This window comes from Hydrogenophaga borbori, from assembly GCF_003417535.1.
In the GTDB taxonomy this organism is placed as follows: domain Bacteria; phylum Pseudomonadota; class Gammaproteobacteria; order Burkholderiales; family Burkholderiaceae_C; genus Hydrogenophaga; species Hydrogenophaga borbori.
Genome location: NZ_QVLS01000003.1, coordinates 490,013 through 506,922 on the forward strand (window position 1 = coordinate 490,013; position 16,910 = coordinate 506,922).

The following is a 16,910-nucleotide window of genomic DNA, read 5'->3' on the forward strand; positions in this document are numbered from 1 at the left end:
CTGAAATCCCGCCTGTGCTCATCGTCACGCCCGTCGACTACCTGGCACCGCCCTCGGCCGCCGCCGCGCTGATGCGCTGGGTGCGCAGCACCGACGGCCAGAACCCGGTCGAGGACGGCGAATCGGCCCTGTCGCTGCTGCCGCGCAACGAGGAACTGGTGCTGGCGCTGCCGCCGCGCGCGCTGTCCTGGCACCGCCTGAGCCTGCCGCGCCTGAGCCTGCCGCGCGTGAGCGGCCCGCGCCTGCGCGCCGCGCTCGACGGCCTGCTCGAAGACCAGGTGCTCAGCGACGTGGGCGCCCTGCACCACGCCCTGGAGCCCGGCGGCCGCGCCGGCCAGACCGTGTGGGTGGCCTGCACCGACCGCGCCCGCCTGCGCGACTGGCTGCGCGCGCTCGAATCCGCCGGCCGCCCGGTGGCGCGCATCGCGCCGCTGATGTGGCCCCTGGTGCCCGCCCGCGCGCCCGGTGCCACCGGCGCCACGCGCAGCTTCGCCATGGACTCGCCCGGCCAGCTGCACTGGGCGCACATCGACGGCGACCAGGCCTGGCTGGCCAGCGCCAGCCTGCTGGGCGTGAGCTGCGTGCCCCTGCGCGGCGACCAGCCCCTGCCCCTGGACGCCCTGCTGCCCGGCGCCAACGCCAACGACCTGCGCGCCACCGACGCGCTGGACGTCTGGCTGGCCGACCCGCTGGTGGCCGAACTCGCCGAACGCGCCTTGCAGCGCCCCTTCGACCCGGTGCCGCCGGCCCGGTGGCTGCTGCGCGCCGGCCAGAGCGACTGGAACCTGGCCCAGTTCGACCTCAGCCTGTCCTCGGGCGCCCGGCGCGGCCAGCGCTGGCGGCGCGCCTGGCGCCAGTTCCGCAGCGGCCCGCAGTGGCGCGCGGCGCGCTGGGGCCTCGCGGCGCTGGTCGCGGCCCAGCTCTTCGGGCTGAACCTGACGGCCTGGCAAGAGCGCCAGAGCCTGCGGGACAAGCAGGACGCGGTGCGCACCACCCTCACCACGGCCTTCCCCCAGGTCAACCTGGTGCTCGACGCCCCCGCGCAGATGCAGCGCGAGGTGGCGCGGCTGCAGCAGGCCAGCGGCCAACTCTCGGCCGGCGACCTGGAAAGCCTGCTGGCCGCGGTGGACCGCGCCGCCGGCAGCGAACCGCTGTCGCCCACCCGCATCGGCTACGACAACGGCGCGCTGCGCCTGTCGGGCTGGCGCTCCGGCGAGGAGCGGGTGCGCGCACTGCAGCAGGCCCTACAGAACGGCGGCTGGCGCGCGCAATTCGACGGCAACGAACTGGTGCTGCAGGCACCGCAACCCTGACATGGCCGCCGACCCCGACACCCCTTCCCCGGCGAACGCCCGCGCCGCCCTGGCCGGCTGGTACGGTGGCCTCGCCGCGCGCGAACGCCGGCTGGTGCTGGCCGCCGCGCTCATCGTGGGCCTGGCCCTGCTGTGGTGGCTCGCCATCCACCCCGCCTGGCGCACCCTGCGCGAGGCGCCGGCGCGCCACGCCGCACTGGACGCGCAGCTCGCGCGCATGCAGCAGCTTGCGCAGACCGCCGAGGGCCTGCGCGCCGCCTCCACCGGCCAGCCGCCGGGCCGCGACGAGGCCCTGCGCGCCCTCGAGGCCGCCACCGGCGCCCTGGGCGGCACCGGCCAGATCAACGTGCTGGGCGACCGCGCCACCCTCACCCTGCGCCAGGCCGAGGCCCTGGCCCTGGCCGGCTGGCTGCAGCAGGTGCGTGTGAACGCGCGGCTGCTGCCGCTCGAATCCCAACTCAACCGCGACGGCCCGGGCACCACCTGGAGCGGCTCGCTGGTGGTGAGCGGCCCGCCGCTGGCAGGGAATTGAGATGAACGCCGCCCGGCCGCCCGAAGGCGTTCGCACCGCAGCGCGCTGCGCGGAGGTGTTTCCATGAGCGCCTCTGCCACCGTGCGCCGCCTGGCCTTCGCCGCCGCCGTGCTGGGCCTGCTGCTGGCGCTGCTGCTGTTCGCCCCGGCGCGCTGGCTGGCCAGCGCGCTGGACCGGGCCAGCGGCGGACAGGTGCAACTCGTCAACGCGCGCGGCAGCGTCTGGAGCGGCCAGGCCGATCTGCTGCTCACCGGCGGCGAAGGCAGCCGCACCAGCAGCGCCCTGCCCCGGGGTTTGCGCTGGCGCCTGCGCCCCGCCTGGCAAGGCGGCCCGGCGTTCGCGCTGGCGCTGCAGGCGCCCTGCTGCACCCCACAGCCGCTGCAGCTGCGCCTGCACCCCGGCCTGAGCGAAACCTCGCTCAGCGTCGCCGGCTTCGACAGCCGCTGGCCGGCCGAACTGCTGGCCGGCCTGGGCACCCCCTGGAACACCCTGCGCCTGCAGGGCGTGCTGGCGCTGCGCAGCGAGGGCCTCACGCTGACCCTGGCCAGCGGCCGCGCGCGGCTGCACGGCGGGCTGGACATCGACGCGCTCGACATGGCCTCGCGCCTGTCCAGCATCCGGCCCCTGGGCAGCTACCGCGCCACGCTGCGCGCGGGGGCCGAGGGCGACACCGCCCGCCTGGACCTGAGCACCCTCAACGGCGCCCTGCTGCTGCAAGGCCAGGGCCAATGGGTGGGCGGGCGCCTGCGCTTCGCGGGCGACGCCCAGGCCGCGCCCGGCAGCGAAGAGGCCCTGACCAACCTGCTCAACATCGTGGGCCGCCGCCAAGGCGCCCGTTCGGTCATCACCATCGGGTGAACCTTAGACGTAGGATCGCCATCATGTTTGCCCTCCCCCCCCTGGCCGGACGCCGCAGCGCACTCGCGCTGGCCTGCGCACTGGCGCTGAGCCTGCCCGGCGCGCCGACGGCCACCGCGCAAACCCGGCCGACCGAGCCCGTCACGCTGAACTTCGTGGGTGCCGAAATCGAGGCCGTGGCCCGCACCATGGCCACCATCACCGGCCGCAGCGTCGTCGTCGACCCGCGCGTGCGCGGCACCATCAACCTCTCCACCGACCGCCCCGTGCCGCCGGCCGCCGCGCTGAACCAATTCGCCGCCGCGCTGCGCCTGCAGGGCTTCGCGCTGGTGGACACCGGCGGGCTCTACAAGATCGTGCCCGAGGCCGACGCCAAGCTGCAGGGCAACGTGGTGAACGCGGGGGCCGCGTCGGCGCTGCCGGCGTCCAACACCGTGGTCACACAGATCTTCCGGCTCAACCACGAGAACGCGAACAACCTGGTGCCGGTGCTGCGCCCGCTGATCCCGCCCAACAACACCATCAACGTCAACCCGGGCAACAACTCCCTGATCATCACCGACTACGCCGAGAACCTGCAGCGCATCGGCCGCATCGTCGCCGCGCTGGACGTGCCCGGCGCGAGCGACGTCGAGATCATTCCGCTGCAGCACGCGGTGGCGGCCGACATCGTGCCGCTGATCCAGCGCCTGATCGACCCCGCCGCCAGCGGCACCACGGCCGGCGCCGCCGCCGCCGGCGATGCCTCCTTCCGCACCACCATCGTGGCCGAGCCGCGCAGCAACGCGCTGGTGCTGCGCGCGGCCAACCCGGCGCGCCTGGCCCTGGTCAAGTCGCTCGTGGTGCGGCTCGACCAGCCCTCGGCCAGCGTGGCCAGCGGCAACATCCACGTGGTCTACCTCAAGAACGCCGACGCGGTGGCCCTGGCCACCACGCTGCGCGCGGCCATCGCGGCGGGTGACGGCGGCGGCAGCGGCGGCGCCCTCGGCGGCGGCAGCAGCGGCGGCGCGTCCAGCGGCGGCCTGTCGCGCGCCAGCACCGGCGGCCTCAACCTGGGCGGCGGCGCCAGCAGCGGCATGGGGGCCAACAGCGCCGCCAGCACGCCGGTGGCGGCCAGTGCCCAGCCCTCTACCGGCGGCATGATCCAGGCCGACCCGGCGACCAACTCGCTCATCATCACCGCGCCCGAGCCGCTGTACCGCCAGCTGCGCGCGGTCATCGACCAGCTCGACTCGCGCCGCGCCCAGGTGTATGTGGAAAGCCTGATCGCCGAGGTGAACGACGACAAGGCCGCCGAGTTCGGCATCCAGTGGCAGGGCGCCTCCGGCCAGTCGGGTGACCGCGTGATCGGCCTGCTCGGCACCAATTTCGGCGAAGGCGGGCGCAACATCTTCAACCTCGCGCAAGGCGAGACGGCGCCCGCCGCCGGCCTGAACATCGGCCTGGCGCGCCGCACCGGCGGCGTCTACGTGCTGGGCTTCCTGGCGCGCTTCCTGCAGGAAAACGGCGCCGGCAACATCCTGTCCACACCCAACCTGCTCACGCTGGACAACGAAGAGGCCAAGATCGTCATCGGCCAGAACGTGCCCTTCGTCACCGGGCAGTTCACCAACACCGGCGGCGGCAACAACGGCTCGGTCAACCCCTTCCAGACCATCGAACGCAAGGACGTGGGCATCACCCTGCGCGTGAAGCCCCAGATCAGCGAGAACGGCACCATCAAGCTGACCATCTACCAGGAGGTGTCCAGCGTGGCGCCGTCCTCGGTGAATTCCAGCACCGGCCTCATCACCAACCTGCGCAGCATCGAAAGCACCGTGCTCGTCAACGACGGCGCCATCGTGGTGCTGGGCGGCCTGCTGCAGGACGAGTACGCGCAGAACCAGGACAAGGTGCCCGGCCTGGGCGACGTGCCCGTGCTCGGCGGCCTGTTCCGCAGCGAAACCCGCAGCCGCAAGAAAACCAACCTGATGGTGTTCCTGCGCCCCGTGGTGATGCGCGACGAGCGCGACACCGCCAACCTCGCGCTCGACCGCTACGAGCAGATGCGCAGCATCCAGCGCGGGCTGCAGCCCGAGCGCAGCAGCGTGCTCAAGATCAACGAGTCGCCCGTGCTGGGTCCGCAGGCCCTGCCCTACGAGCGCCTGGCGCCGCGGCCCACGCCACTGGGCGCGCCCGAAGGTTCGCCCAACGCCGTCCCCGCGCCCACGCCGCCGGCGGGCACCCCGGCGCCCGCCCCCGCCCCTGCCCCCCAGCAGTGAGGCCGCGCCCATGAAGTACCCGCTGCCCTACGCCTTCGCGCGTGAGCACCAGTGGCTGCTCGAGGAAGACGCGGGCCGGCTCACCCTGGTGGGCAGCCGCACGCCCGCGGCCGATCCGCAGGCCCAGTCCAGGCGCCTGTCGGCCCTGTCCGAGATCCTGCGCCTGCACCCGCTGCTGGACCTGCAGTGGGAAGACGCCGAGGGCCTGCGCCAGCGCATCAGCTCGGCCTATTCGCAGGGCGAATCCAGCGCCGCCGCCGTGGTGAGCGAGGTGCAGAGCGATGCCGACCTCAGCCGCATGATGCAGGAGCTGCCGGCCATCGAGGACCTGCTGGAAACCGCCGACGACGCGCCCATCATCCGCATGCTCAATGCCCTGCTCACGCAGGCCGCGCGCGATGGCGCCAGCGACATCCACATCGAGCCCTTCGAGCGCCACTCCAGCGTGCGCTTTCGCGTCGACGGCACGCTGCGCGAGGTGGTGCAACCCAACCGCGCCCTGCACGCGGCCCTGATCTCGCGCCTGAAGATCATGGCCGAGCTCGACATCTCCGAAAAACGCCTGCCCCAGGACGGCCGCATCAGCCTGCGCATCGGCACCCGCGCGGTGGACGTGCGCGTCTCCACCCTGCCCAGCGCGCACGGCGAGCGCGCCGTGCTGCGCCTGCTCGACAAGAGCGAGAGCAAGCTCGACCTCGAATCCGTGGGCATGCAGGGCGACGTGCTGGCGCGCTTCCTGCGCCTCATCCAGCAGCCGCACGGCATCATCCTGGTCACCGGACCCACGGGCTCGGGCAAGACCACCACGCTCTACGCCGGCCTGCAGCGGCTGGATGCCGGGCGCCAAAACATCATGACGGTCGAGGACCCGATCGAGTACGAGCTGCCCGGCATCGGCCAGACCCAGGTCAACCCCAAGATCGAACTCAGTTTCGCCAAGGCCCTGCGCGCCATCCTGCGCCAGGACCCGGACGTCATCATGATCGGCGAAATCCGCGACCACGAGACCGCGCAGATCGCCATCCAGGCCTCCCTCACCGGCCACCTGGTGCTGGCCACGCTGCACACCAACGACGCGCCGAGCGCCGTCACCCGCCTCACCGACATGGGTGTCGAGCCCTTCCTGCTCAGCAGCTCGCTGCTGGGCGTGCTGGCGCAGCGCCTGGTGCGCAAGCTCTGCGTGCACTGCCGCCGCCAGGACGCGCAGGGCCGCTGGCACCCGGTGGGCTGCGAGCACTGCAGCCAAAGTGGCTACAAGGGCCGCACCGGCATCTACGAACTCATGGTGGCCGACGACCAGATCCGCGCGCTGGTGCACCAGCGCGCGGCCGAAAGCCGGCTGTTCGCCGCCGCCGAGAAGGCCGGCATGCGCACCATGCGCGAGGACGGCCAGCGCCTGATCGAGACGGGCGTGACCTCGGTGGAAGAGGTGATGTCGGTCACCCGCGAATAGGGGCGTCTGCATGCCCGCCTACACCTTCGAGGCCGTTGACGCCAACGGCGAAACGCACAAGGGCGTGATCGACGCCGACACCGCGCGCGCCGCGCGCGGCCTGCTGCGCGCGCGCTCGCTGGTGCCGCTGGCCGTGGAGCCGGCCGCGCAGTCGGCGCAAGCCGGTGGCGGCCAGGGACTCAACGTCACGCTGTGGGGCGGGCGCGTGTTCAGCAACACCGCGCTGGGCGTGTGGACGCGCCAGCTCGCGGGCCTGGTGGCCGCCGGCATGCCGCTGGAGCGCGCGCTCAGCGCGCTGGCCGACGAAGCCGAGAACGACAAGCTGCGCAACCTGGTGGCCACGCTGCGCAGCGAAGTCAACGCCGGCTCGTCCTTCGCGCGCGCCCTGTCGCAGTACCCGCGCGAATACGCGGCCAGCTACAGCGCCGTGGTGGCCGCCGGCGAACAGAGCGGCCAGCTCGGCACCGTGCTGGAGCGCCTGGCCGACGACCTGGAAGCGCGCGAGGCGCTGCGCAACAAGCTCATCGCCGCGGCCCTGTACCCGGCCATCGTGACCCTGGTGGCCATCGTCATCGTCGTTTTCCTGGTCAGCTACGTGGTGCCGCAGGTGGCGGGCGTGTTCGAGGGCAGCAAGCGCGCCTTGCCCACGCTCACGGTCATCATGATGGGCATCAGCGCCTTCGTGCGCACATGGGGCTGGGCCGTGCTGCTGTTGCTCGTGCTCGGTCTCATCGGGCTGGTGTTCGCGCACCGGCAGGAGGGCCTGCGCCTGCGCATGGACGCCGCCGTGCTGCGCCTGCCCGTGCTGGGCCGGCTGGCGCGCGGCTTCAACGCCACGCGCTTCGCCGGCACGCTGGCCATGCTGGCGGGCGCGGGCGTGCCCATCCTGCGCGCCCTACAGACCGCCGCCGAAACCCTGAACAACCGCGCCCTGCGCGAAGACGCGCTCGACGCCCTGGTGCGCGTGCGCGAGGGCGCGCCCCTGGCGTCGGCCCTGGCCAGCAAAAAGCGCTTTCCGCCACTGCTGAGCATGTTCGCGCGCCTGGGCGAACAGACCGGCCAGCTGCCGCAGATGCTGCAGCGCGCGGCCGACCAGCTCGGCGCCGAGGTGCAGCGCCGCGCCATGTCCCTGGCCACGGTGCTGGAGCCCCTGCTCATCGTGGGCATGGGCCTGGTCGTCATGCTCATCGTGCTGGCGGTGCTGCTGCCGATCATCCAACTGAACCAACTCGTCACCTGAAACCATGAGCCCCCACGCGCCTCACTTCGTGTATCCGCTGTCCCCCAAGGGGGCGCAGACCGCCCTGGGGGCGGCCCGGCGGGTGGTCTGATGGCAGTCACCCTCGACGGCAAGCTCGTCGTCGCCATTTCCTCGCGCGCCCTGTTCGACTTCGAAGAAGAGAACCGCCTGTTCGAGCAGGGCGACGACAAGGCCTACATGCGGCTGCAACTGGAGCGGCTCGACACCCCCGCCGCGCCCGGCGTGGCCTTCTCCCTGGTGCACAAGCTGCTCGCCTTCAACGACGCCCACGCCCAGCGCGTGGAGGTGGTGATCCTCTCGCGCAACGACCCCGTCTCGGGCATGCGCGTGTTCCGCTCGGCCCAGCACTACGGCCTGCCCATCCAGCGCGGCAGCTTCACGCGCGGCCAGTCGCCCTGGCGCTACCTGCGCCCGCTGCGCGCCAACCTCTTCTTATCGGCCCACCTGGCCGACGTGCGCGCCGCACTGGACGCCGGCGTGCCCGCCGCGCAGGTCTACCCCACCTCGGTGCGCGCCAGCGACGCCCACCCGACCGAGGTGCGCATCGCCTTCGACGGCGACGCCGTGCTGTTCTCCGACGAGGCCGAGCGCATCTACCAGTCGCAGGGCCTCTCGGCCTTCCAGTCGCACGAATCGAGCAAGGCCGGCACGCCGCTGGAGGGGGGCCCCTTCAAGCCCCTGCTGGAGGCCCTGCACCGCCTGCAGAGCGAAGGCACGCCGCTCATGCGCATCCGCACCGCGCTGGTCACCGCGCGCAGCGCGCCCGCGCACGAGCGCGCCATCCGCACGCTGATGAACTGGAACATCGAGGTCGACGAGGCCATGTTCCTGGGCGGCCTGCCCAAGGGCGAGTTCCTGCGCGAGTTCGAACCCGACTTCTTCTTCGACGACCAGACCGGCCACATAGAGTCCGCCGCCCAGCACGTGCCGGCGGGCCACGTGGCCTCGGGCATCTCGAACCCCTGAGCCCAGCCGCCATGCCCCACGCGCAGCCCCTGCTGTCCCTTTCGACTCAGGTGGTGGCGGGCCGCGGGGGCCTGAGCGAGCTGCACGTCCGCAACCGGCTGGCGCGCGCCACGGTCTCGCTGCAGGGCGCGCAACTCCTGTCCTTCCAGCCGCACGGCCAGCCCGACTGGCTGTTCCTGAGCCCACGCGCGCGCTTCGAGGCGGGTCAGGCCATCCGCGGCGGCGTGCCAGTGTGCTGGCCCTGGTTCGGGCCCGATCCCGACGGCCTGGGCCGCCCCGCCCACGGCTTCGCGCGGCAGAGCCCCTGGACGCTGCGCCACGCCATGGACGAAGCCGATGGCAGCACCCGCCTGCTGTTCGAGCTGGTGGACAGCGGGCGCACGCGCGCGCTCTGGCCGCACCGCTTCCTGCTGCGCCTGGAGATGCACCTCGGTTCCACACTGCGCCTGAGCCTCGACACGCGCAACACCGGCGACACCGCCTTCACCCTCACCCAGGCCCTGCACAGCTATTTCGCGGTGGACCGCGTCGACGCGGCGCGGGTGCTGGGCCTGGAAGGCTGCGCTTTCATCGACCAGGTGCCCGGCGCGCGCCCGGCCGGCAGCCCCACCGAGGACGCCTTGCGCTTCAGCGGCCGGCTTGACCGCCTCTACCAGCGGGTGCCCGATCGCCTGCAGCTGCTCGGCGCGGCCGGTGGCCAGCGCCTGACGCTGCGCAGCGAAGGCAGCCGCACCGCCGTGGTGTGGAACCCGGGCGCCGAGCTGGCCGCCAGCATGGCCGACCTGGGCCCGGGCGCACACCAGCACTTCGTCTGCGTCGAAACCGCCAACGCGGGCGACGAGCGCATCGCGCTGCCGCCCGGTGGCCGGCACCGCCTCACCGTCGAGATCGCGGCCCAGGCCGCCGGAGCTTTTCCATGACCGAGAAGATCAGCAAGTGGCGCGCCCTGCGCGAGTTCGCCGCCAAGGCCTGGCGGCTGTCCATGCCCTACTACCTCCATTCGGAGGACAAATGGAAGGCGCGCGGCCTGCTGCTGGCCATCGTGCTGCTCAACCTGGGCGCGGTCTACATGCTGGTGCTGCTCAACGAGTGGAACCGCGTGTTCTACGACGCGCTGCAGAACAAGGACGCCGCGGTGTTCTGGCGCGAACTGGGCCGCTTCACCTACCTGGCCTTCAGCTTCATCGTCATCGCGGTCTACCGCTTCTACCTCACGCAGTTGCTGCAGATGCGCTGGCGCGAGTGGATGACCAAGCACTACATGGACCGCTGGCTCGCCAACCACCGCTTCTACCAAATGGAGCTGGCGCGCTACTCGCGCGAGGGCAACGCGCCGCCCGACAACCCCGACCAGCGCATCGCGGAAGACATGAACCTCTTCACCAGCTACACCGTGGGCCTGTCCATGGGCCTGCTCAACGCGGTGGTCACGCTGCTGAGCTTCATCGGCATCCTGTGGACGCTGTCGGGCAGCTTCGGCTTCACGTTCCAGGGCCGGCACGTCGACATCCCGGGTTTCATGGTCTGGATGGCGGTGCTCTACTGCGTCGTCGGCAGCGTGCTCGCCCACTACATCGGCCGCCCGCAGATCGCGCTCAACTTCAAACAGCAGCGCTTCGAGGCCGACTTCCGCCACCACCTGGTGCGCGTGCGCGAATACAGCGAGTCGATCGCGCTGGACAAGGGCGAGGGCGTGGAGCGCCGCCAGCTCGGCCTGCGCTTCGCCGACGTGCTGGGCAACTACCTGCGGCTCATCCGAACGCAAAAGCGCCTGGTCTGGTTCACCAACGGCTTCGGCCAGGCCGCCACGGTGTTCCCCTTCATCGTGGCGGCGCCGCGTTTCTTCAGCGGTGCCATCCAGCTCGGCGAACTGATGCAGATCGCCTCGGCCTTCGACCGCGTGCAGGGCGCGCTGTCCTGGTTCGTCGACAACTACGACCAGATCGCCGCCTGGCGCGCCACCACCGACCGCATCACCAGCTTCGATGAAAGCTTCGCCGCGCTGCAGGCCGGCGACCCCGCCACCGCCAGCGAGACCAACGCCGAGGACGCGATCGCGCTCGACGCCATGGACCTCGCCCTGCCCGGCGGCGCGGCGCTGCTGGCGGTGCAAGGCGCACGCATCGCGCCCGGCGATTCGGTGCTGGTCCAGGGGCCCTCGGGCAGCGGCAAGTCCACGCTGTTCCGGGGCCTGGCGGGCATCTGGCCCTGGGCGAAACGCCGCCTGCGCCTGCCGGCCGACTTCGACGCGCGCGCCATGTTCCTGCCGCAGCGGCCCTACTTCCCCAACGGCCGCCTGCGCGACGCCCTGGCCTACCCCGAGCCCGCCGCGCGCTACGGCGACGAGGAGCTGCAGGCCGCGCTGCGCGAGGCCCTGCTGCCCGACCTGGTGGCGCGGCTCGACGACCCCGACGCCTGGGACCAGAAGCTCTCGGGCGGCGAGCAGCAGCGCCTGGCCATCGCGCGCGCCCTGCTCAAGAAGCCGCGCTGGCTGTTCGTCGACGAAGCCACCAGCGCGCTCGACGAGGCCGCCGAGGCCACGGTCTACGAGCGCCTGCAGGCCCTGGTGCGCGCGCAGAACGGTGCCCTGGTGTCGATCGCGCACCGGCCCGGCGTGGCGGGCTGGCACGCGCGGCGCTGGGTGCTCGAGCCCGGCGCCGCGGACGGTCCGCGCTACCGCGTCGCCACCGGCTGAAGCGCGAGCTCACCAGGCCGCCAGCAGCCGGCCCACGCCGGCCAGGGCCTGCTCGCGCGCCGCCGCGCCCGCCGGGCTGTCGGCCAGGTAGGCGCTCACCAGCAAGGGCGCCCGCCCCGGCGGCCAGACGATGCCGGCGTCGTTGGCGCTCTCGCCCGCGGTGCCGGTCTTCTCGCCGATGCCCCAGCTCGGTGGCACACCCGCGCGCAGCCGGCGGTCGCCCGTGGTGTTGGCTTTGAGCCAGGCCGCCAGCTGCTCACGCGAGGCCGGCGACAGCGCCTCGCCCAGCAGCAGCGTGCGCAGGGTGCGCGCCATGGCGCGCGGCGTGGTGGTGTCCAGGTCCTCCCCGGGCGAGGGCTCGTTGAGTTCGGGTTCCATGCGGTCCAGCCGCGTCACCGGGTCGCCGACGCCGCGCAGGAACGCCGTCAGGGCGGCCGGGCCGCCCACCTCGCGCAGGATCAGGTTGGCCGCGGTGTTGTCGCTGGTGGTGATGGTGGCCTCGCACAGCTGGGCCAGGCTCAGGCCCCGGCCGCCCACGTGCTTCTCCGTCACCGGCGACCACTGCACCAGATCGCGCTGGCGGTAGCGCACGCGCTTGGACAGCGGCGCCTTGCCCTGGTCGGCGCGCCGCAGCACCAGCGCCGCCGCCAGGGTCTTGAACGTGCTGAGCATGAGGAAGCGCTCGTCGCTGCGGTGGCCCCATTCGCGTCCGTCGGCGGTGTCGAGGATGTGCACGCCCAGGCGTCCCCGGGACTTCGCCTCCAGTGCGCGCGCCGCGGCGTCGAGGGCGTCCGTGCTCTCCTGACCCCAGGCAAACTGGGGCATCAGAAAGGCCGCCAGGGCGGGAGCGGTGGCAGCGAGGCCAAGCAGTTGTCGTCGATGGATCATCGTTTCTCCTGTAGAAAGCGCGAATGCTAGGGACGCGGCCGGCGCGGTTCAAACGGAAATAATCTGCCCCAGACCCAAGAAAAACTTTTATCGACCATGGACCTTCCCCTCAACGCCCTGCGCGCCTTCGAGGTCTCGGCGCGCCACCTCAGCTTCACGCGCGCCGCCGAGGAACTGCACCTGACCCAGACCGCCGTGAGCCAGCACGTGCGCAAGCTCGAAGACCGCCTGGGCCGCCGCCTGTTCCGCCGCCTGCCGCGCGGCCTGGCGCTCACCGACGAAGGCCAGGCCCTGCTGCCGGTGCTCAGCGAGACCTTCGAGCGCCTGTCGGCCACGCTCGCCAGCTTGCAGACGCGCCAGCGGCGCGAGGTGCTGTCCATCGGCGTGGTGGGCACCTTCGCGGTGGGCTGGCTGCTGCCGCGCCTGCGCGACTTCCAGGCCCGCCACCCGCTGATCGAGTTGCGCCTGTTCACCCACAACAACCGCGTCGACCTGGCGGCCGAAGGCCTGGACGCGGCCATCCGCTTCGGCGACGGCCAATGGCCCGGGTGCGAGGCCGTGCCCCTGCTCGACGCCCCGCTGGCGCCGGTCTGCTCGCCCGCGCTGGCGCACCGCATCCGCACCCCGGCCGACCTGGGCCGCGAAACCCTGCTGCGCTCCTACCGAGGCGATGAGTGGCCCGCCTGGTGCGAGGCGGCGGGTGTGCGCGCGCCCCTGCTCACCGGGCCGCAGTTCGATTCCTCCCTGCTGCTGGCCGACGCGGCGGCGCAAGGCGCGGGGGTGGCCCTGCTGCCGCTGCGCCTGTTCAGCCGCGACCTGCAGGCTGGCCGGCTGGTGCGGCTGTTCGACGTGGAGGTGGCCGTGGGCCGTTACTGGTTCACGCGCCTGGCCCGGCGCCGCGCCTCACCAGCCGTGCAGGCGCTGCGGCGCTGGCTGGAAGAGCGGCTGGGCGAGGCCGGCTGACACCGGCCCTCCCCCCCGGCGCACCCGGACAGCGCGCCGCAGACCACGACCTGCCAGCGGTGGTCGCGCATGGCGGGTGCGCCTAGGGATGGCGTGGCAGCGCGGTGCCGCGGGGCGTCCCTTCGCGGTAGGCCTGCCAGCCCCGCTCGCGCAACTGGCAGGCGGGGCACTGCCCGCAGCCCCAGCCCCAGGCGTGGCGGTGTTCGCGGTCGCCCTGGTAGCAGGTGTGGGTGTGCTCCACGATCAGCGCCACCAGGGCCTCGCCGCCCAGCTCGCGCGCCAGGCGCCAGGTGTCGGCCTTGTCGATCCACATCAGCGGCGTGTCGACCAGGAAGCGCTGGTCCATGCCCAGCGAGAGCGCGAGCTGCATGGCCTTCATGGTGTCGTCGCGGCAGTCGGGGTAACCGGAGAAATCGGTTTCGCACACGCCCGCCACCAGCACCGTGAGCCCGCGCCGGTAGGCCAGCGCCGCGGCCAGGGTAAGGAACAGCAGGTTGCGCCCCGGCACGAAGGTGTTGGGCAGGCCGTTGGCCTCCATGCGAAAGGCCATGTCGCGCGTGAGCGAGGTCTCGGACACCGCGCCCAGCACCGCGAGGTCGAGCACGTGGTCCTCGCCCAGCCGGGCGGCCCAGGCGGGAAAGGCTGCGCGCAGCTCGCGCAGCACGGCCTGGCGCGCATCGAGTTCCACGCGGTGGCGCTGGCCGTAGTCGAAGCCCACGGTCTCGACGCGCTCGAAGCGGCTCAGCGCGTGCGCCAGGCAGGTGGTGGAGTCCTGGCCGCCGGAGAACAGGACCAGGGCATGGGTGTGGCGCATGGGGTTGGGCATGGGGCGATGGTAGGGCTCAGCGGGTGGCGTCGCGCAGGAGCGCCATGGCGTGGCTGTCGACGCTCTGGCCGTCGACCCGGAACGCGCCGCGCTGCAGGCCTTCGTGCGCGAAGCCCATGCGCTCGTACAGCGCGCGGGCATTGGGGTTGTCGGCCCGCACCGTCAGCTCGATGCGGGTGAGGCCCTTGGCCCAGGCGGCGGCGATGGCGGCCCGCATCAGGGCCGCGCCCAGGCCCTGGTGGCGCGCGCGACGCACCAGGCCGATGCCCAGGGTGCCGACGTGGCGCCGGGCTTCGCCGAACACGGGCAGCACATCGCACCAGCCGACCACTTCATCGTCGAGCAGGGCCACGACGTGCGGGTTGCCCTGGCGCAGGCTGTCGCGAAAGAAGGCGACGGTCTGCTCGCGCGGCGGCGCCTGCAGCATGGCCAGGTAGCGCTTCTCGCGCGCCACCTCGTCGAGCACCTGGTGCAGGCGCTCGAAGTGGGCTTCGGTGAGGGGCAGGATGCGGGTGTTCATGGGCTCGGGGGTCGGGAATCGGCGGCGACCGGGGCACCCGCCTGCAGCTGGCGCAGCAGGGCGTCGGCCTCGTGGGGGGTGCGCGCTTCGCACCAGCGCAGGTGGGCGAAGGTGCCGGCGTCCCGCAAAGCCTCGAACTCGCGCCGGCGGCGGTGAAAGGTGCTCAGGATCCACCACAGGATGGACTCGCGCGACAGGAAGGACTGGCGGAAGGACTCCCGGTTGCCATGGAACAGCTCCTCGCCGGAGGCCGCGCGCGCCACCGTTCGCCGCAGGCCGCGCCAGAACACCCGGGGCAGGCCGAAGTTGAGCCAGACGATGGTGGTGGCGCGGCCCCACAGCCGCTCGCGCGCGAGCCCGTAGTTGCCCGCCGCCACCCAGCGTTCGCCGGCGCTGGCCTGTTCGACCAGGCGCAGGAACTCGGTCGGCGGCTTGGGCGTCCAGGCGGGCGCCCAGTACAGCTCGTCCAGTTCGATGAGCGCGCAGCCGCGCGAGGCGGCCAGCGCGCGGGCGAAGGTGGATTTGCCGGCGCAGCTGGAGCCGATGACCACCACGCGGTCGGCGCCGGCCTCGTTCATGGCCGCTCGCCTGTCGGGTGTTCGCCCACACCGAGCCGCTTGCGCATCAGCGCGTTCGGCAAGGCCAGCCCACGGCGCACCGGCAGGCGCCGCTCGACCACCTCGAAGCCGAAGCGGCGAAAGAAGGCCTCGGCGCTCAGGCTGACGTGGGCGTGCAGCGCCTGCAGCCCCAGCGCGGCCGCCTCCTCATGGAGGCGCCGCATCAGCAGCGCGCCGATGCCGCGCCTTGGGTGATGCCCGGATACGAAGAAATGGTCGATAAGGCCGTCGGCCTGCAGGTCGGCATATCCCACCACCTCCTCGCCGTCGAGCGCCACGAACGGCGCCAGGGCTCGCACGCGCTGGGCCCAGGCGTCCCGTTCTTCAAACGTGGGCATCCAGGCCCGAATTTGCTCAGGCGAGTAGTCCCGGCTGGCGATCGACTCGATGGCCGATCGGTGCACGCGGAACAGCGCGGACTCGTCGCCAGCTTGAAAGCGGCGGGTGCGCAAGGTGGTTGAAAGCGGCGTATCTGACGAGAGGGGCATGGGAGGAGTGTGCACACTTTGGCGCACCCCATCGCCGATCCCGCCTCAGTGCGCCAGCCGCTCCGAGCGCCGGCCCGCGTGGTCCCGGCTGGTGGCCAGCATGCGCAGCAGCGCGCGGTTCACCTGCTCCAGCGTCAGTTCGTGGCGGCGGCACAGGGTCTCCATGCGGTCCAGCCGCTCCGGGTCACCCATGGCGCGCGCGATGTCCAGCAGCGGGAAGTAGGGGCCGTCGTGGCGCAGCACCGCGTCGGTCACGCGGCCCGCCAGGGGCAGGCGGTGCAGCAGGTCGGCCAGGGGCTGGTGCAGCAACAGGTCAAGCTGCGAGAGCGCCGCGGTCGTATAGACCTCGGCGCGCAAGAGGTCGTCCGAGCCGGTGGCCAGCAGGTGCTGGGCCAGGCGCGAGCGCATCACCATGGCGTAGCGCACGGGCTGCAGGTCGATGTCGGGCTCGGCCTCCGGCACCTGCTCGGTGAGCCAGCGGCCCAGTTCGCGGAAGCCCAGCATCATGATGGCGTGGCGCAGCGAGCCGATCTCGCGCCGCAGGCCGTAGGCCGCGGAATTCACCAGCATGAGGATGCGGTAGATCAGCACCGGGTCCTGGCGCACCACGCGCTCCAGGTACTCGACCGAACATTCCTCGTCGTCGATCGCCTGCAGCACCTGGCGCACCACGCGCGCGTCGTAGTGCAGCGGCTGGCGCTTGTGGGCGCGCAGCACATCGACGGCGGGCCAGCCGAGCACGGCGGCGGCCTGGGCCTGGTCCAGCACCTGGCGCAGGCGCTCCTGCGTGTCCACGCCTTCCACCATCTGGCCGGGCATGGGCTCGATGCGATCAAGGGGCTCCAGCCTGAACAGGTTGCGGTGATCCACGCCCGGCGTCGGCCGCCCGTGCAGCGCGCTCCAGTCGCCGTGGCGCACCAGCAGGTGGCCGTTGCGCCGCGCGAGCGACAGGCGCGCCAGCGTTTCCTGCGCGCCGAACAGCGAGGCCGGCACCTCCAGCAGGGTGTTGCGCACCGGCGGGCAGGCCAGGGCCTGCTGCAGCAGGCGCGGCGTCTGCAGCGACAGCAGCAGCGGCGGCGCGCCCTCGGGCCAGTCGTCGCCGATGGCCTGCAGCAGGTGGTGGGCGTCCACGCCCTCGGGATGGATGGCGCGCACGCACAGGCGCACGCCCGCGAGCTCGCGCGCGCGGCTCCACAGCGGCACATAGGCCATGGCGACGCTGTCGAGGACGGTGTGCGCTTGCATCAGCATGGTGATTCGTCAGCGCGC

At 72.6% G+C, this 16,910-nt stretch carries 16 protein-coding genes; 10 read left to right on the forward strand and 6 right to left on the reverse strand.

Going from position 1 to position 16,910, the window contains the following annotated elements; all coding sequences use genetic code 11:
* The first annotated feature begins 14 nt into the window (after positions 1–14).
* From gspL to DY262_RS08160, 9 genes are all read left to right on the forward strand, one after another.
* The gene (gene gspL / locus DY262_RS08120) at positions 15–1,313 is read left to right on the forward strand and encodes a type II secretion system protein GspL (RefSeq protein WP_116958423.1); all 1,299 of its coding nucleotides are present in this window, start codon (positions 15–17) and stop codon (positions 1,311–1,313) included.
* 1 nt (position 1,314) lies between these two features.
* Positions 1,315–1,845 (forward strand): type II secretion system protein GspM, encoded by a 531-nt coding sequence (gene gspM / locus DY262_RS08125; RefSeq protein WP_116958424.1) that lies wholly within the window; start codon positions 1,315–1,317, stop codon positions 1,843–1,845.
* A 63-nt stretch (positions 1,846–1,908) separates the two neighbouring features.
* Entirely contained in the window at positions 1,909–2,703 is a 795-nt protein-coding gene (gspN, locus tag DY262_RS08130; RefSeq protein WP_116958425.1) for a type II secretion system protein N, read from the forward strand.
* Positions 2,704–2,726: 23 nt separating this feature from the next.
* Positions 2,727–4,964, forward strand: a complete 2,238-nt coding sequence (gspD, locus tag DY262_RS08135; protein WP_116958426.1) for a type II secretion system secretin GspD — start codon at positions 2,727–2,729, stop codon at positions 4,962–4,964.
* Between the two features lie 10 nt (positions 4,965–4,974).
* Positions 4,975–6,417: a type II secretion system ATPase GspE gene (gene gspE, locus DY262_RS08140; protein WP_116958427.1), complete on the forward strand. Its 1,443-nt coding sequence runs from the start codon at positions 4,975–4,977 to the stop codon at positions 6,415–6,417.
* A 10-nt stretch (positions 6,418–6,427) separates the two neighbouring features.
* A complete protein-coding gene (gene gspF / locus DY262_RS08145) occupies positions 6,428–7,657 on the forward strand; it encodes a type II secretion system inner membrane protein GspF (protein ID WP_116958428.1) in 1,230 nt (409 codons plus the stop codon).
* Positions 7,658–7,747: 90 nt separating this feature from the next.
* Entirely contained in the window at positions 7,748–8,644 is an 897-nt protein-coding gene (locus tag DY262_RS08150; RefSeq protein ID WP_070401022.1) for a 5'-nucleotidase, read from the forward strand.
* Positions 8,645–8,655: 11 nt separating this feature from the next.
* Positions 8,656–9,564 (forward strand): D-hexose-6-phosphate mutarotase, encoded by a 909-nt coding sequence (locus DY262_RS08155; protein WP_116958429.1) that lies wholly within the window; start codon positions 8,656–8,658, stop codon positions 9,562–9,564.
* Positions 9,561–11,339, forward strand: a complete 1,779-nt coding sequence (locus tag DY262_RS08160; protein ID WP_116958430.1) for an ABC transporter ATP-binding protein/permease — start codon at positions 9,561–9,563, stop codon at positions 11,337–11,339. Before DY262_RS08155 ends, DY262_RS08160 begins: the two co-directional genes overlap by 4 nt.
* 9 nt (positions 11,340–11,348) lie before the next feature.
* On the opposite strand, the gene bla is transcribed toward DY262_RS08160, so the two are convergent.
* Positions 11,349–12,227, reverse strand: coding sequence for a class A beta-lactamase (bla, locus tag DY262_RS08165; protein ID WP_116958431.1), 879 nt, complete (start codon positions 12,225–12,227; stop codon positions 11,349–11,351).
* Between the two features lie 96 nt (positions 12,228–12,323).
* Here bla and DY262_RS08170 point away from each other — a divergent pair, with 96 nt between their 5' ends.
* Complete coding sequence (locus tag DY262_RS08170) at positions 12,324–13,190, forward strand: transcriptional regulator GcvA (protein ID WP_116958432.1); 867 nt, start codon at positions 12,324–12,326, stop codon at positions 13,188–13,190.
* A gap of 82 nt (positions 13,191–13,272) precedes the next feature.
* Here DY262_RS08170 and queC read toward each other — a convergent pair whose 3' ends face one another.
* From queC to DY262_RS08195, 5 genes are all read right to left on the reverse strand, one after another.
* Entirely contained in the window at positions 13,273–14,016 is a 744-nt protein-coding gene (gene queC, locus DY262_RS08175; RefSeq protein WP_116958433.1) for a 7-cyano-7-deazaguanine synthase QueC, read from the reverse strand.
* A 16-nt stretch (positions 14,017–14,032) separates the two neighbouring features.
* Positions 14,033–14,536: a GNAT family N-acetyltransferase gene (locus tag DY262_RS08180; RefSeq protein WP_116958434.1), complete on the reverse strand. Its 504-nt coding sequence runs from the start codon at positions 14,534–14,536 to the stop codon at positions 14,033–14,035.
* On the reverse strand, positions 14,533–15,114 hold the full coding sequence (locus DY262_RS08185) for a P-loop NTPase family protein (protein ID WP_116958435.1): 582 nt from the start codon (positions 15,112–15,114) through the stop codon (positions 14,533–14,535). The genes DY262_RS08180 and DY262_RS08185 overlap by 4 nt, the downstream gene beginning before the upstream one ends.
* Positions 15,111–15,605 carry a GNAT family N-acetyltransferase gene (locus tag DY262_RS08190; RefSeq protein WP_116958436.1) on the reverse strand — a complete coding sequence of 165 codons (495 nt, stop codon included), beginning with the start codon at positions 15,603–15,605 and terminating at the stop codon, positions 15,111–15,113. The genes DY262_RS08185 and DY262_RS08190 overlap by 4 nt, the downstream gene beginning before the upstream one ends.
* An 81-nt stretch (positions 15,606–15,686) precedes the next feature.
* The gene (locus tag DY262_RS08195) at positions 15,687–16,892 is read right to left on the reverse strand and encodes an HDOD domain-containing protein (RefSeq protein WP_116958437.1); all 1,206 of its coding nucleotides are present in this window, start codon (positions 16,890–16,892) and stop codon (positions 15,687–15,689) included.
* Positions 16,893–16,910: the final 18 nt, after the last annotated feature.

What these genes read in the sequence shown, in the direction of transcription:
- DY262_RS08185 (WP_116958435.1), bottom strand. Translation starts at nt 15,114, where the DNA reads ATGAACGAGGCCGGCGCCGACCGCGTGGTGGTCATCGGCTCCAGCTGC.
- gspD (WP_116958426.1), top strand. Translation starts at nt 2,727, where the DNA reads ATGTTTGCCCTCCCCCCCCTGGCCGGACGCCGCAGCGCACTCGCGCTG.
- DY262_RS08195 (WP_116958437.1), bottom strand. Translation starts at nt 16,892, where the DNA reads ATGCTGATGCAAGCGCACACCGTCCTCGACAGCGTCGCCATGGCCTAT.
- queC (WP_116958433.1), bottom strand. Translation starts at nt 14,016, where the DNA reads ATGCCCAACCCCATGCGCCACACCCATGCCCTGGTCCTGTTCTCCGGC.
- DY262_RS08160 (WP_116958430.1), top strand. Translation starts at nt 9,561, where the DNA reads ATGACCGAGAAGATCAGCAAGTGGCGCGCCCTGCGCGAGTTCGCCGCC.
- DY262_RS08180 (WP_116958434.1), bottom strand. Translation starts at nt 14,536, where the DNA reads ATGAACACCCGCATCCTGCCCCTCACCGAAGCCCACTTCGAGCGCCTG.
- DY262_RS08150 (WP_070401022.1), top strand. Translation starts at nt 7,748, where the DNA reads ATGGCAGTCACCCTCGACGGCAAGCTCGTCGTCGCCATTTCCTCGCGC.
- gspN (WP_116958425.1), top strand. Translation starts at nt 1,909, where the DNA reads ATGAGCGCCTCTGCCACCGTGCGCCGCCTGGCCTTCGCCGCCGCCGTG.
- bla (WP_116958431.1), bottom strand. Translation starts at nt 12,227, where the DNA reads ATGATCCATCGACGACAACTGCTTGGCCTCGCTGCCACCGCTCCCGCC.
- DY262_RS08170 (WP_116958432.1), top strand. Translation starts at nt 12,324, where the DNA reads ATGGACCTTCCCCTCAACGCCCTGCGCGCCTTCGAGGTCTCGGCGCGC.
- gspM (WP_116958424.1), top strand. Translation starts at nt 1,315, where the DNA reads ATGGCCGCCGACCCCGACACCCCTTCCCCGGCGAACGCCCGCGCCGCC.
- gspE (WP_116958427.1), top strand. Translation starts at nt 4,975, where the DNA reads ATGAAGTACCCGCTGCCCTACGCCTTCGCGCGTGAGCACCAGTGGCTG.
- gspF (WP_116958428.1), top strand. Translation starts at nt 6,428, where the DNA reads ATGCCCGCCTACACCTTCGAGGCCGTTGACGCCAACGGCGAAACGCAC.
- DY262_RS08155 (WP_116958429.1), top strand. Translation starts at nt 8,656, where the DNA reads ATGCCCCACGCGCAGCCCCTGCTGTCCCTTTCGACTCAGGTGGTGGCG.